Below are 14,594 nucleotides of genomic sequence, written 5' to 3'. Positions count from 1 at the left end.
AATCAGACCCCGTTCCGCTTCAGCACGTCGTCGATGAAGCGCTTGGCGCGCGGCACATCGGACTCGTCGAGGTGCTCGATGATGAGCGGGACGTTCGGCGACTTCTCGGACAGGCGCTGCACGTAGTAGTCGTAGTCCAACTCGCCGAGACCTGCTGCGGGCAGCTCGATCTCGCCGACCCCGCGGAAGGTGTGCGACTCGGCGGCGGAGCTGTCGCCGATGTCGGCGTGCTTTTCGCTCTTGTCGTCTCCCGAGCGCTTTACGTCCTTCGCGTGCGCGATCTTCACGCGGTCACCGAGGCTGTCGAAGACGGCGCCGAGCACCTCCTGCTGCTGGTCGATGTTGTGGGTCTCGAAGTAGTTCGTCGGGTCCATCAGCAACTCGATGCCGGGATGCTGGAGATCCTTGAATACCCGCTCCGTCTCCTCGAGCGAACCGATCACGTTGTTCACGTAGGTCTCGAGCAGGAAGACCGAGCCGTGGTCGTAGGCGGTCTGCGCGAGATCGGTAAGTACCTCGAGGGCGGTCTGGTAGCCCTCCTCAGTCTTGTTCTTCTCGTGGTGCACCCAGTCACTCTCGGTGTTGAACGTTCCCGATTCCGAGATCACGTACGGGGTGCCGAACTGGCGGGCGTTGCGCAGGATCTCCTTGAGGTAGTCGACGCGACGGCGGCGCTCGTCGACGTCGGGGTGCACGATGTTCGTGTACGCCGAGATGGCGCAGATCGGCAGATCGTGGTCGCGGAAGGTGTCGCGCACGCGCTTCGCCTTGCCGTCGGTGATCTGGCCGGCCGAGAGGTCGAGATCCGTGAAGTGGAGATCGAGCTGCACGGTGTTGAACCCGAGGTCGCGGATCTTGGTCGCCGTGGTCTCGAGGTCGTAGGGGAAGTACCCCGAGAAGATTCCTACCTGGATCATGTGCGTTGAGCTCCTTTGCTGCTATTTCTGGGTGGTTGGTGGATCGTGGGGTGCAGGATCGGCGGTCGCGCTACTCGGCGAACTCGTCGAGCCGCACGGGGCGGTTCTCGGCGATCGAGCGGTAGCCCGCCTCGACGAGTGCCATCGTCTGCACGTTGTCGGCGACCGAAAGGGCGGGCGCGGTGCCGGTGGCGAGGGCGTACTGGAGCTGCTCCATCACGCCGATGAAGGCGTGCGGGAACCACTCGGTGCTCCAGGTGGGGGCCTCCCATGCGCCGCCGGTAGTGAGGTTCGAGGCATACGTCAGGGTCGACGGGGAACCGTCGGGCCACCCGATGGTGCCCTTCGCGACGCCCTCGGTGCCCTCGACGCGCCACTTGATGAAGAAGTCCGATTCGAAGGTGTCGTCGCGCGGACTGCCCCACACGTCTTCGAGCGAAAGGGCGAGCAGCCCGTTCGGGAAGGTGAGCGTCGAGGCGACGACCCCGTCAGTGTGATGGAATTCGGTGCGCGGATCGGTGCGCACCGCGGTGTAGATCTGCTCGGGCTCACCGAAGAGGAAGCGGAGCGCGTCGAGGTGATGCACACTCATGTTCGCAAGCGTGAGCCGGTCGTACTCCTCCAGAAACGTCTGCCAGTGGGGCACCGCCCGCATCTCGATCGTGGCGATCACGGGGGTGCCGAGCGCGCCCTGGTCGAGCAGCTGCGACAGCACCCGGATCGACTGGTCGTAGCGCATGTTCTGGTTGACGGAAAGCACCTTGCCCGCGGCGGCGGCCTCATCGCGCAGGGCGCGGGCCTCGTCGAGCGTGAGCGCGAGCGGCTTCTGGGCGAGGATGCCCTTAACGTGCGGCTGCGCGAGCGCATGGCGGATCAGCGCGGGCTGCTGGTCCGGCGGGTACGCGATGTCGATGATGTCGATCGACGGATCCTCTATAAGCGCCGTCGGGGTGTCGTGCACGACCGGGATACCGTAGCGCTCCGCGAGCGCCGCGGCCTTCGACGTGGTGCGCGAGGCGATGGCGGCGACGGTGAAGCCGGCCTGCCGGTACGCCTCGAGGTGGACGTCGGCCATGATCATGCCGGCGCCGATGGCACCGATCCGGAACTCACGGGTGCGGATGGTGACATCCGGCTCGAGCCCGATTTCGCCGTTGAAATCCATGCGGGATCCTGTTCGTTGTGCGGCCGATTTGGTCGGCTAGTGTGACGTGCTGATAGCGCTAGCAGTAGCGCTATCAAGCACGTTACCCGCGGAGGCGGGAGTTCGTCAAGTCCCCTCGGCGGCGGGCCCGGGGAGCGCGCTACTTCGTTGATCTTCCGAGGATGCGGGCGAGAAAAAAATTTCTGCCCCCGTGTCCCACCCTACCGATCCAGTCGCAGAATGGGATCTGGGCCAGCTGCGGCGGGCGTGACATCGAATTGTTATGTTAGCGCTCCTGGCACCGCTATCATTTTTGCGCTACTGTGCATTTCAGCACACGCGTGCGCCGCGCTCGACGCTGAGCTTCACAGTTCTGCACGAGCCGCACCCGGGTGTCACCGTTTACCGAATCGAAGGTTTCAAGGGAGAAATCAATGCATGCTCGTGCCACCACTACTAGCCGTCGACGCCTGAAGCAGGCAGGGGCGGTACTCGCAGGAGCGGCGCTCCTATTCACCGCCGCGTGCAGCTCCGCACCGGCCGATGCCGGCGGAAGCTCCGAGGGCGCGTCGGGCGAGGGCGAGAAGTTCGTCATCGGCTTCCAGCAGCCCCTCGGCGGACAGGCGTGGCGCGAGACCGGCCTCGCCGCGATGCAGGCGCTCGTCGCCCGCGACTACGCCGACACGGTCGAGCTGAAGATCGTGCGCACCAACGACAACGACGCCGCGCAGCAGAACGCGGCGATCCAGAACCTCATCGCCGATGGTGTCGATGCAATCCTCTTCGACCCCGCCTCCTCGACGGGCGCCAACGCCGCCATCACGCAGGCGAAGGCCGCGGGAATCCCCGTCATCGCGAACGGCGGCCCCTACGACAACGAATACGTCTACACGGTCTCGACCGACTGGGGCAGCGCGGGCACCGTCGGTGCCGAGTGGCTGCTCGAGAACCTGGGCGACAACACAAACGTCGCCGTGCTCGAAGGGCTCGCGGGAGTGCCGCTCAATGACGGCACCATGCCCGGCGTCGAGGAGCTGCTCGCCTCCCAGGGCGCGACGATCGTCGCGCAGGGAACGAACGGCTGGAACGAGGCGGATGCCCAGGAGGCGATGGCCAAGATCCTGCAGTCGAACCCCGATGTCGGAGGTGTCTACTCATTCCTCACCGGCGGTCAGGGGGTGCCCGCGGCGTTCGCCGATGCCGGCATTCCGTTCGTACCGGTCGTTGGCGGATCGGGCTACAACGGCGAGGCGTGCACGCTCGTCGAGTACAAGGATCAGGGGCTAAAGGGCAACATGGTCTTCGGCCAGCCCGCGATCTACGCGAAGGGCTTGGAGCAGGCCGTGCTGCTGCTCCAGGGTGAGGACATCGAGAAGGAGCAGCTGTTCGCCCCGCTCGAGATCACCGAGGAGAACGCCGAGGACTTCTGCTACCCGGATATGCCCGACAACTTCCAGCTGGGCTTCGACTTCCCGGGTCTCGACCTGACGCTCGACGAAGTGCTCGAGTTCTACCAGAGCTAGTCGCCGCACTCGGACCAGGGATCAGGGAAAGCAGGAGACCATCGTGACGCGCACCGCGCAGAAAACCATCGCCCCGCTGGGCCGAGAGCCCAGCACCGCCCACGACATCATCCTCGATGTCACGGACCTCGTGAAACACTACGGTGCCGTGCGAGCGCTCGACTCGGCAACATTCTCGTGCCGCAGGGGCGAGGTGCTCGCCCTCGTGGGCGAGAACGGGGCCGGCAAGAGCACGGTGTCGAAGATCCTCGCGGGGGCCGTTCGGCCCACCTCGGGCTCGATTCTCGTGAACGGGCAGCCGTTCACGCCGGGGAGCATCGCCGAGGCGCGGGAGCACGGGGTGGTGTGCGCGTTCCAGGAGCTCGCACTCGTGCCCGAGTGGACCGTCGCGGAGAACCTGATCCTGCCGAGCCGCCACGGGCGCGGCGGCTTCTCCCAGCGCACCGCGCTGCGGGAGGCCGCCGCGATCCTGGAGGGCTTGGAGCTCACCCACATCGACCCGGGGGTGCCGCTCAGCTCGCTCATCCTGGCCGATCAGCAGCTCGTCGAGATCGCCCGCGCGATCGCGGCGGAACCGCAGGTACTCATCCTCGACGAGGCATCGTCGGCGCTCAACCCACTCGGGGTGAACTGGCTGTTCGAACGGATCGAGGACCTCACCGCGCGCGGTGTCGCGATCATCTACGTGTCGCACCGGCTCTCTGAGCTCGCGACCGTAGCCGATCACGGCGTGGTGCTGCGTGACGGTGACGCCGTGGGAACCTTCGCTCGAGGATCCTGGACCGAGGACGAGCTCGTCTCGATGATGGCGGGCCGAGACACGCAGAAGATCTTCCCGAGTCCCGGGCCGATCGATCCCGCTGCGCCCCCCATCATGGAGATCACCGGGCTCACCTCCGCCGGCATACACGGCATCGATGTCCGTCTCGCGCCGGGCGAGATCCTCGGCATCGGCGGGCTGCAGGGTCACGGGCAGACCGAGCTACTGCGCGCGCTCTACGGCGCCGCGCCCGCGTCGGCAACGAGCTGGCAGATCGCGGGCAAGCCGGTGCGGCACTTGACGCCCGTGCGCGCGGTCTCAGTGGGGCTCGGCTTTGTGCCCGAGGATCGGAAGACCGAGGGGCTCGCACTCACCCTCGGCGTTGGCGAGAACCTGCTCGCGCCGTGGCTCAAGCCGTTCGGGGCAGGAGGGCCTCCGCTCGAACGCCGCGAGGCCGGCTGGATGTCCGGCGTGCTCGAGTCGCTCAGCGTGCGCACCCGCGGACCCCGCGAGGAAGCCGCCGCGCTCTCAGGCGGCAATCAGCAGAAGCTCGTGTTCGGGCGCTGGCTGGAACGAGATCGCAAGGTCCTGCTACTGCACGATCCTACGCGCGGCATCGACGTGCGCGCGAAGCAGGAGCTGTACGCCGCGATGATGCGTCTCTCCGCGGAGGGGGTCGCCATCGTGTGGTTCTCGACCGAGGTCGAGGAGCTCGTGCACATGTGCCACCGCGTCGCCGTGCTCTACCGGGGCACCGTCGCCGCCGAGCTAGAGGGCGAACTCATCACCCCAGACAACATTGTCGGCGCCGCCGTCGGCACGAGGAGCGAATCATGACCCAGACCACCACGGTCCGGCTCGAGAACACGATCTCGGCGGGCCCCATTGCATTCGGACTGCAGCGCCTCCGGCGCGAGGGGGCGCTCGCCCCGATCCTCGCCTTCATCGCGTTCTTCGCGATCTACATCGCGGTCAACCCGGGGCTGCTGTCGCGGTTCCAGTTGCAGTCAGCCGCGAACCTCGTCGTCCCGCTTGCCATCGTGGCACTCGCGCAGCTCATCATCGTCATCACCGGCGGGATCGACATCTCGATCGGCGCGATGATGAGCCTCTGCAACGTGGTGTTCGCGACGCAGTACGCGCAGTTGTCGCCGCCCGTCGCGATCCTGCTCGCCCTGGCCACGGGGGCGCTGGGGGGGCTCTTCAACGGGGTGTTCGTCGCCTATCTCAGGCTACCCGCGATAGCGGTCACTCTGGCGAGCTCGTTCATCTTCGCCGCGCTCGCCCGGCAGATCCTAGACCGCCCCGGCGGGACGCTCGGCGAGGCCGTCTACTTCGCCACGAGCGGTGAGCTCTTCCCGTTCCTCCCGATCGCACTCATGTGGCTGATTATCGCCGCAGTGCTCGTCTGGTTCTACCTGCAGCGCACCCCGCTCGGGCGCCAGGTCTACGGTGTCGGTTCGAATCGCCAGGCCGTGCAGGCCGCGGGACTCAACTCGCGGCTCACGACGCTCATCGCGTTCACAGTGGCAGGCACGCTCGTCGGCTACGCGTCGATCCTGCTCGCGGGATCGACCATGACCGGGGATCCGCGCAGCGGCGACTCGTACCTGCTCACCTCGATCGCCGCCGTGGCGCTCTCGGGTGCCCTGTTCTCCGGCGGTCGCGGCAGTGTGCTTGGCACGGTGCTCGCCGCGATCACTCTCGGCATGGTGGGCAACCTGCTCTTCTTTGCCGGCATCAATTCGTATTGGCAGTACGTCATCAACGCCCTGATCATCCTCGCGGTAGTGGCGATCCCCGTGATCGCGAACCGCGGCTTCACGGCCCTGAGAGGAGCACGGAAATGACCGCAACCGTCGAACTCGAGCCGACGAGCCCGGCCCCCGGCTCCGTTGGGGGCCTCACCGGAGGATCGCCGACTCCCTCGCGTTTCTCCAGGAATGTGCTGTCGCGGGTACCCCGCTCCGGCTGGTCGATGCTCATCTTCGTGCTGTTGTTCGTCGTGGGAGGCATCATCAAGCCCAACCTCTTCACTGTTGAGGGACTCATCAGTACCGCGACGTTTGCAGCGATCCTCGCGATCGCCTCGTACGGCCAGACGATCGCCGTGATCCAGGGCGGCATCGATCTCTCGGTGCCGAACACGATCGCGTTCTCCGCCCTCGGGTTCCTCACCTGGGCGGGATCGCTCGGCACGATCCCGGCGCTGCTGCTCGCCCTGGCGTTCGGCGCGGTCATCGGCATGGTGAACGGGATGATCGTGGCGAAGCTCGGGCTCACGCCCATCGTGACGACGATCGCCATGAATGGGTTGCTCTTCGGCGTGGTACTGCTGAACTTCAGCCTCTCCGAACTCACCGTGGTGCCGGCAGGGCTGAAGGCGATCACGTCGGCGAAGTTCGCGCTGCTGGGGTACCAGATCGCGTGGGTGCTTCCGATCGCGCTGCTGCTCATGGTGGTGCTGCAGATGCTCCTGAGCTACACAGGGTGGGGGCGCTCCCTCTTCCTCGTCGGCACCTCGGAACACACGGCCCGGCTCGCGGGGCAGCCGGTAGCGCGGATCCGGATCGCTGGCTACGCGTTGAGCGGCCTGCTGTCGGCCTCCGCCGGCATCATCATCGTCGGCTACTACTCGCAGGCCGAGGCGAACATGGGCGCGCAGTACCTGCTGGGGTCCGTCGCCGCGGTCGTGGTCGGCGGCGCGTCGATTTTCGGCGGCCGCGGATCGATGATCGGCACGTTTGTCGGGGCGCTCGTGCTCGGGCAGGTGGCGACACTGGTCGCCGTTTTCAACCTGGGCGCAACAGTTCAGAATCTCATCTACGGCGTAATCATCCTGGCGGTGGTCGCGGCCTACGGGCGCGAGAAGGAGTAGACGACAGCCAGGCTGGTTGGGGACCTGCGCGCATCACTCTCCTGTTCAAGGAATAACTGACACTTCGTAATCGGGAGTGATGTGCGCAGAGCGCCTCACGCAACCTGGCGGAGCGATCTGCGTCAATTAGGATCCCTAGAAATAGATCGAGCCGCGCCAAACGAACCACGGAGGGCCTGCTATGCGAGCAGGTGACAGGTTCTGCTCATGCAGCTAATGCGGCTGGCGAGTTCATGATGACCTCGAACCCGAACGACATCGATCGTTCCAGACGAAGCCGATCTATGCGGAGCTGCTAAGTCCGGTCAGCCCAGATCATGATCGTGAACCGCAACCACCCAGCTCTAGTAGCGTGATGTTTTCTTTGGGCAGGAGGGTAGGTTTTGGACAGCCAACGCGCGCAGCCTGGTTCATTCGCGTTGTTCCTCCCGATACGGCTTCACCGTGGCGGGCACGTTCACTGCATCCGGGTAGTCACACTCGAACTCGGCGCGATACCCGAACAACATGCCAAGCACCCGGTTCCTCACCTCGAGATCAATGACGAAGCGCTGTTTCTCCTCATCAAAATGTTCGGTGAGCTGCGCAACACCGCTGAAGAGCAACGGGAATCGAAACGCGATCGGTCCCTCATAAAAGCGTTGCGCGCCCGAAATGAGCCGCAACCCACCCTCGGGGGTCACCGTGAGCCCAAGATCCACCGCAAGATGCTGATGTGTGCCGAGGTAATCCACGACGCATTCGCGCTGCTCGCTGAAGATCATCGTCGCGTCAAACCTGCGGCGTTTGCGCGGTGACACCTGCACCGTGCGCACAAACGTGACTGTCTCTCGCCCGTACCCGTCGCGGTACACATAGTTGTCGATCTGGAAGGGGAACCCGGTGCCTGCGTCGGGAAACATAATGTTGCGGATCGCCCCGAATGCAAGAAACGGGACAGTCCACCACTTGCCGCGCCGAATTTCGAGCATTGTGCCGCGGCCAACGCAACTGTATCCAGCATCGATTCCTACTCCGAACCGGCGCTGCATCTCCGGATGTAGCCGGTCGAAGTCAGCACCAAGAGCTCGCTGGAAGATCCCAGTGTTTGGCGTCACTTGTGTCTCCTGTCAGTGAACCCTTCATACGGCGGGAGCTCATCGAGTTCGGTGGCCGGGTCAGCAACCCCTTTGCCCCTTCTCGGAATGAGCGGTCTGGCATTGCACCGCTTTGCCCGTGGCCGCGCATGCGCAGGCAGGGTGATCTCTCGCCACCACGCCATGCGTTCCGGCTCGAGACCGGTCTCAGCCCAGATGCGCAACCGGTCAAAGCTCCTCGCGGTCAGCCACCACACGACCCGGCGCATGATGAGCCGGTCAAGGATCCTCCCGGCCCGGCCCCACCCTGGCACGTAGTCGTACCCGGTCAGAAACACGACGCCCTCAGGGTGCGGGTGATATTTCCAGTAGCCACGGCCTTGCTGCAACGGCGAGAGCCTGTCGGTGGCGGCGAATCGGAGCGCCGATGTTCTGGTACCGGCCTGGCTGGTCTTTGTTGCGGCCGAAATACCGGTTCCCGTGATGGTGTGGCCCGGAAGAGCAAGCTCATAGTGAAACTCATAGCTGGGATCCTCGCGGCTCCCCGTCGGAACGATACGGGTGAACCGCGCGTCCCAGCGCACATGCTGGTCCGGATCCTGCGTCAGGCCCCACACGCGATCCATTGTGGCTCGAATCAGAATCTCAACATACACAGGCCGTGGCTCGTCCCCCGCTCCCCGCGCGCGCCTCGCAGTATCCGCATCTGATGGCCTTCGCATCACCCCAGCCTATGGTGCTGATTTGCATTGCTTGTGTTTTATGCCGGCTAGTTTCGGTATACCGACGCCTGCGTTCCTGCGGGCCCGATCCACACAAAATCCGCCGCATCCTCCGATGCGCGATCCAGCGGTATGCGCTCGCCAACGAACAGGCCGACACGTTTAGAGATGGCGACTCGGCCGTCAAGCAGCACGTAACCGCGCGCTTGGAGCGGAGACGGATCAACATCGTCCGGAAGAAGGTGCACCTCAGCAGAGAGGTTCGGAAAGAAATATGCCGCCGGAAGCCCGTTCTGCTCGAACCTGATATCCGTTGTGCAACTCGAACCGCCGTACCGAGCGATTGGGTCACCGTAGAGCAAGCACCGGCCGTTGTCGGCGTCGACGCCTTCCCAGTACTCGATCCCTTCATGTTCACCAACGAACGAGGCTCCGACCAGGCCGCCGTCTCCCTTGGTTTCCGGATGCAGGTAGGCGGGCACCAGGGCAGGATCGCCAAGCTGAGGCTTGTGCACGACAGGTTTGGCCTGGTCGATAAGCACGATCGTCACAGCGACCAGGAGCACCAGGCTGGCGGCCACCGCGGCCCGCATTACGGTGAAGAATTGGCGCGGTTTCCCGGCATTCGAGCCCTGCTCAGGTGTCCGAGCTTTCATACCACCCCATCATTCCAGGAGGCGCCGATTGGTGTCGCGTCCGGAGGAGATCCCGGCATCAGCCTCAGCTGAAACCACAGCCCCGCCGATAATGCTGGAAAGAAAGCCCTGGTTGGCCAGGCAGCATGCGCACCCTGTCGGCAGCAGCCCTAACACCCGGTTCCGCACCTCGACACTAATGACGAAACATTGCTTATTCCCATCAAGATGTTCGGTGAGCTGCGCAACACCGCTGAGGGAACATTCTTCCGAGGAAGCGCATCATCCAAAAGGGTGAAATTTGTTTCATCCGAGTTCGCGATGATTTGACGGACGTTGGCTGGTGAAGTTGATGTCATGGCAGATTCTCGCACTCACAAGCGCTTCTCCGATTGGTTGACCTCGCGCGGTGGTGCATGGATCTCACTCGCTCTCGCCCTCCTCATAGTGGTTGCGCTCTTCGGCGCGTTCTCTTCAGCGGAAGCGCCGGCGCAGAACGCGTCTGCGCCAGAGGGCTCGGAATCGACGCGGACGAGCGAGCTCTTGGAAAAGTTCCCTCACGCAGACCGCCAGTCCGTGCTCGTCGTCGCGTCGCGCGACGACGCGGGCGAGCTCTCGAAGGACGAGGTGCAGGACTTGCAGGACCTGCTTCCTGTTCTCGACTCGCATTCTGACGCCGATTCATCCGGCCCAATCGTGAGCGAGGATGGAAAAGCCGCACTGCTGATAACGCCGATCAAAGTGGGCGAGAGCAATGCGGCTACAGGTGAAGTAATTACAGCGCTCCGTGACGACATCGCTGCACAGCAGCTCGAGGGCCTCTCGCTGCAGGTGACCGGTGGCCCGGCGTTCGGCGCAGACGTAGCCATGTCATTCGAGGGCGCGGATTTCACTCTCCTCCTCGTGACGATCTTGATTGTCGCGCTCCTACTGATCATCACCTATCGCTCTCCCGTGCTCTGGCTGGTTCCCCTGATCGTGGTTGCCTTGGCTGACGGTGCCGCCGGCCGCGTCACAGCAGCGGCTGGGTCGCTCTGGGATCTGCAGTTCGATGCGGGCATCATCAGCGTGCTCGTCTTCGGCGCGGGAACCAACTATGCACTGCTGCTGATCTCCCGATATCGGGAAGAGCTGCTGGTTACCGAAGATCACCGGCAAGCCTTGAGTCAGGCTTGGCGCAAGACCGTCCCCGCAATCGTCGCGTCAAACCTGACCGTAGTGCTTGCCTTACTGACGCTGGTCTTTGCGGTCATACCTGGCACCCAGGGTCTCGGAGTTTCATCAGCCATCGGGCTGCTGATCGCGCTGGGTGCAGTGCTGTTCATGTTGCCTCCGTTCTTAGCGGTGTGCGGCCGTCGGGTGTTCTGGCCGTTCGTGCCCCGCCCAGGCAACACACGCGGTCAAGGCCGGGCTTGGCGCGCGGTTGCGTCTCGTGTCGTGCAACGCCCAGTTGCGAGCCTGCTGGCGGGCGCCGCCCTGCTGGCCGTAATGGTCTCGGGCCTCGTTGGCACATCGGTGGGGCTCGACCAAGTCGACAAGTTCCGCGTGCAGTCAGAGTCCGCGGTCGGGTTGGAAGTGCTTGCGGCGCATTTCCATCCTGGGGAGGCGCAACCAATTTTCATCGTTGCCAACAGCGCAGAAATAGACGAGGTCATCTCTGCGGCGAGGAACATTGAGGGCGTGGTACGTGCGCATCAGGTTGGACAAACTGACGATGGAACGCTGACAAAGATCATGGTGACGAGCGAGTATGCGCCAAGCACTGATCAAAGTCTGCAACAAATCGCCGAGTTGCGAGACGCGGTGCACGCGGTTCCGCAGGCGGAAGCAGTCGTGGGAGGCACGGTCGCAACCGACCTCGACGCGCGCACCGGCAATCTGCAGGATTTCCTACTGATCGCACCTCTCGTGCTTGCTGCGACCTTCCTCGTTCTTCTCATTCTCTTGCGTTCCATCGTAGCGCCGGTGGTCCTGCTCCTGGTGAATCTGGCCAGTGCAGTCGCCGCGATCGGCGCTGGATCTTGGCTGAGTCGGATCTTCTTCGATCAACCCGCCCTCGACTTGCAGGTTCCTCTTCTCGCGTTCCTATTCCTCGTCGCGCTCGGAGTGGACTACACCATCTTTCTCGTGCACCGCGCACGCGCTGAAACCTCCCTGCACGGCACCCGCGCGGGGATGGTCGAGGCGGTCACGCACACCGGCAGCGTGATAACGAGCGCGGGTATCGTTCTCGCCGCAGTGTTTGCCGCTCTCGGTGTGCTTCCGCTGGTGACCCTGGGGCAGCTGGGGCTCATTGTTGGCGTCGGCGTTCTTGTCGACACGCTGGTGGTACGTACCGTGGTCATCCCCGCACTCTTCGGCCTCATGGGCGATCGCATCTGGTGGCCCGGGAAGGCGCATCTTCGCGGGCGAGAACGGGGTTTCGAGCCTCACGAACGCTCCAATCACACGCGCTGAACCGGCGAGAGCCTCACCCGCCTAGTCAATTGTCTGGCAGTAGAAACCGCCTCATCTCACCCGCCCCTCCAGATTTTTCTCGAAAGGAACCCACCATGAGAAAGCTGCTCAATGCCGCCTTCATCTACATGCTCGTCGGCGTCGCTTCTGGCTTGTTTTATCGCGAGTTCACCAAACTCAACAACTTTCCGGAAGGGCAGTTTACCCAGCTTGGTCTTGCACACACGCACCTCCTCACGCTCGGGTTCATTGTGCTGTTGATCGTGCTCGTTATTGAGAAGGTCTTCGTGATTTCTCAAAGCCGGAAGCTGTTCCTGTGGTTTTTCTGGCTTTACAACGCCGGCGTAATCCTCACGTCTGCAATGCTGATCTGGCATGGCAGCCTCACAGTTGTCGGCCAAGAGTCGAACAATATGATCGCCGGCATCGCGGGCCTCGGTCATATGCTGATCACTGCGGGAATGATCATCTTCTTTGTATCCCTCCGCCGTGCGGTCCTCCGGCACACCGCGGCCCCAGAACCCGTCGAAGCGTAGACAGTTTCCTCCGCGGCGTCAGCGCGAGTCTCGGAGTAGGCATACTCGATGCGCTCACGTGATCAGGCCCCGCACTCTTCGTGAATGCGGGGCCTTCGTGGACCCACCGCGTGTCGGTGCCCGCACGGGCGCCGACACGGCGAGACCTTCGTTTCTTCTCGCTCGTCTCTCGCCGGGGTAGGGTTTTCGACATGGCGACCGCATCGACCCAACCTCGCAAGCGCGAGGCATTTGGCTCACGGAACGTATTTATCCTGTCGGCCATCGGCTCCGCCGCGGGCTTAGGCAACATTTGGCGTTTCCCCTACGTGGCGTACGAGGGTGGTGGCGGCGCCTTTCTGATTCCGTACCTGTGCGCCCTGCTGACCGCAGGTATCCCGCTGCTCTTCTTCGACTACGCGATCGGTCACCGCTTCCGTGGTTCAGCCCCACTCGCGTTCAGGCGGATGCACCGGGCCGCCGAGCCACTCGGATGGTGGCAGGTGCTCATCTGCGCAATCATCGCCGTGTACTACGCCGTCATCATCGCATGGGCTGCAATGTACACCTGGTTCTCGGCACAACTCGCCTGGGGCGCCGGGAACGAAGAGAGTTTCTTCTTCACCGACTTCCTGCAAATGGGAGATGTCGCCGACGGTGGTGTTTCGACAACATTCGTGCCCCAGGTTGGCATCCCGCTCGTTGTGGTCTGGCTCGTGGTCATTGTGATTATGGCCCTCGGAGTTCGGCGCGGCATCGGCCGAGTCAACACGGTGCTCATGCCGCTACTCACGACGATGTTTGTGATCCTCGTCGTTCAGTCCCTCTTCCTTCCCGGCGCGATGGACGGTCTCAACGCCTTCTTCACCCCCAACTGGGAGGCCCTCGCAAACTCCGGCGTCTGGGCATCGGCCTACGGACACGTCTTCTTCTCGCTCTCAATTGCCTTCGGCATCATGGTGACCTACGCGTCGTACCTCAAGCGCAAGACTGATCTCACCGGCTCGGGTCTGGTCGTCGCCTTCGCGAACTCAAGCTTCGAGATTCTCGCTGGCATTGGTGTCTTCGCGGCCCTCGGATTCATGGCGCAGGCGCAGGCGACAGATGTCGCGGGTGTAGCGACAGCGGGAATCGGTCTCGCGTTTATCGCCTTCCCAACGATCGTCTCGCAGGCGGCTGGAGGCGCAATCATCGGCGTGCTGTTCTTCGGAGCCCTGGTCTTCGCGGGAGTCACCTCACTCATTTCCGTGCTCGAGGTCGTCGTCGCCGCGCTGCAGGACAAGCTCGGTTGGACGCGCATTCGCACGACACTCATCGTCTCCATTCCGCTGGCCATCGTCTCAACAGGGCTGTTCTCGACGACCACTGCGCTGGCAGTGCTCGACACCACAGACGCTTTTGTCAACTCGTTCGGGATCATGGCGGTTGCGTTTGTCGCCGTCATCGTCGTCGCTTGGCTACTCCACAAACTTCCGGCCCTGCAGGCACATCTGAATGAGCGCTCAAGTTTCGGCATCGGCTTGCTCTGGAAGCTACTCGTCGCGGGGCTCGTACCCATCGTGCTCGGCTACCTATTTGTCACCGAGCTGATCGCCAAGATCTCGGAGCCGTACGGAGGCTATCCGGGGTGGTTCCTCGCTGTCTTTGGCTGGGGTATGGTCATCTCGCTCATCGTCCTTTCGCTCCTTCTTTCACTCGTGCCCTGGAGCGCGCGCTCGCGAGCTAAAGAGGATCCCGAGTATGACCAGTTCCTCATCGAGGAGCACTACGATCCGGACCCGGAGACCGACACTGTGCGGGTGCTCGATCCGTCGACGCAAGGAGAACGCTCGTGACACCGACCGCCATCGTCATGATGACCATCGCCATCCTCACGGTGTGGGGCGGCCTGGTCGCGGCCATCGTCAACCTGGCCCGTCACCCCGAGGTCGCCGAAACTGAACCGATCCCGCCCATCGAACTGTAGT

At 63.6% G+C, this 14,594-nt stretch carries 13 protein-coding genes; 8 read left to right on the top strand and 5 right to left on the bottom strand.

The features are described from left to right. Positions 1-2: 2 nt before the first annotated feature. Positions 3-917: a sugar phosphate isomerase/epimerase family protein gene (locus tag ACTNFJ_RS11740; protein ID WP_435906456.1), complete on the bottom strand. Its 915-nt coding sequence runs from the start codon at positions 915-917 to the stop codon at positions 3-5. Between the two features lie 70 nt (positions 918-987). Then, positions 988-2,082, bottom strand: a complete 1,095-nt coding sequence (locus ACTNFJ_RS11735) for a Gfo/Idh/MocA family protein (RefSeq protein WP_435906455.1) — start codon at positions 2,080-2,082, stop codon at positions 988-990. 413 nt (positions 2,083-2,495) lie between these two features. Between ACTNFJ_RS11735 and ACTNFJ_RS11730 the strand changes: the two genes are divergently transcribed. From ACTNFJ_RS11730 to ACTNFJ_RS11715, 4 genes are read left to right on the top strand one after another with little or no spacing between them, the layout of a single operon-like run. Then, positions 2,496-3,584 (top strand): substrate-binding domain-containing protein, encoded by a 1,089-nt coding sequence (locus ACTNFJ_RS11730; RefSeq protein WP_435906454.1) that lies wholly within the window; start codon positions 2,496-2,498, stop codon positions 3,582-3,584. 43 nt (positions 3,585-3,627) lie between these two features. After that, positions 3,628-5,181: a sugar ABC transporter ATP-binding protein gene (locus ACTNFJ_RS11725; protein ID WP_435906453.1), complete on the top strand. Its 1,554-nt coding sequence runs from the start codon at positions 3,628-3,630 to the stop codon at positions 5,179-5,181. After that, a complete protein-coding gene (locus ACTNFJ_RS11720) occupies positions 5,178-6,194 on the top strand; it encodes an ABC transporter permease (RefSeq protein ID WP_435906452.1) in 1,017 nt (338 codons plus the stop codon). The genes ACTNFJ_RS11725 and ACTNFJ_RS11720 overlap by 4 nt, the downstream gene beginning before the upstream one ends. Further along, positions 6,191-7,222, top strand: a complete 1,032-nt coding sequence (locus tag ACTNFJ_RS11715; protein WP_435906451.1) for an ABC transporter permease — start codon at positions 6,191-6,193, stop codon at positions 7,220-7,222. Before ACTNFJ_RS11720 ends, ACTNFJ_RS11715 begins: the two co-directional genes overlap by 4 nt. A gap of 410 nt (positions 7,223-7,632) precedes the next feature. Here ACTNFJ_RS11715 and ACTNFJ_RS11710 read toward each other — a convergent pair whose 3' ends face one another. From ACTNFJ_RS11710 to ACTNFJ_RS11700, 3 genes are read right to left on the bottom strand one after another with little or no spacing between them, the layout of a single operon-like run. Beyond that, on the bottom strand, positions 7,633-8,319 hold the full coding sequence (locus ACTNFJ_RS11710; protein ID WP_435906450.1) for a DUF4166 domain-containing protein: 687 nt from the start codon (positions 8,317-8,319) through the stop codon (positions 7,633-7,635). Next, positions 8,316-9,020 carry an SRPBCC family protein gene (locus tag ACTNFJ_RS11705; RefSeq protein ID WP_435906449.1) on the bottom strand — a complete coding sequence of 235 codons (705 nt, stop codon included), beginning with the start codon at positions 9,018-9,020 and terminating at the stop codon, positions 8,316-8,318. The genes ACTNFJ_RS11710 and ACTNFJ_RS11705 overlap by 4 nt, the downstream gene beginning before the upstream one ends. A 47-nt stretch (positions 9,021-9,067) precedes the next feature. After that, on the bottom strand, positions 9,068-9,676 hold the full coding sequence (locus ACTNFJ_RS11700; protein ID WP_435906448.1) for a hypothetical protein: 609 nt from the start codon (positions 9,674-9,676) through the stop codon (positions 9,068-9,070). 336 nt (positions 9,677-10,012) lie between these two features. Between ACTNFJ_RS11700 and ACTNFJ_RS11695 the strand changes: the two genes are divergently transcribed. From ACTNFJ_RS11695 to ACTNFJ_RS11680, 4 genes are all read left to right on the top strand, one after another. Then, positions 10,013-12,112: an MMPL family transporter gene (locus ACTNFJ_RS11695; protein ID WP_435906447.1), complete on the top strand. Its 2,100-nt coding sequence runs from the start codon at positions 10,013-10,015 to the stop codon at positions 12,110-12,112. 95 nt (positions 12,113-12,207) lie between these two features. Continuing rightward, positions 12,208-12,648, top strand: coding sequence for a DUF2871 domain-containing protein (locus ACTNFJ_RS11690; RefSeq protein WP_435906446.1), 441 nt, complete (start codon positions 12,208-12,210; stop codon positions 12,646-12,648). A 191-nt stretch (positions 12,649-12,839) separates the two neighbouring features. Next, positions 12,840-14,462, top strand: a complete 1,623-nt coding sequence (locus tag ACTNFJ_RS11685; protein ID WP_435906445.1) for a sodium-dependent transporter — start codon at positions 12,840-12,842, stop codon at positions 14,460-14,462. Further along, the gene (locus ACTNFJ_RS11680; RefSeq protein WP_435906444.1) at positions 14,459-14,593 is read left to right on the top strand and encodes a methionine/alanine import family NSS transporter small subunit; all 135 of its coding nucleotides are present in this window, start codon (positions 14,459-14,461) and stop codon (positions 14,591-14,593) included. The genes ACTNFJ_RS11685 and ACTNFJ_RS11680 overlap by 4 nt, the downstream gene beginning before the upstream one ends. The last annotated feature ends 1 nt before the right edge of the window (position 14,594 follow it).

The sequence above is a fragment of the Leucobacter shiyiweii genome (assembly GCF_052446065.1).
Classification (GTDB): Bacteria; Actinomycetota; Actinomycetes; order Actinomycetales; family Microbacteriaceae; genus Leucobacter.
Note: the sequence above shows the minus strand (reverse complement) of the source record. Positions and strands in the feature narration are given on the sequence as shown.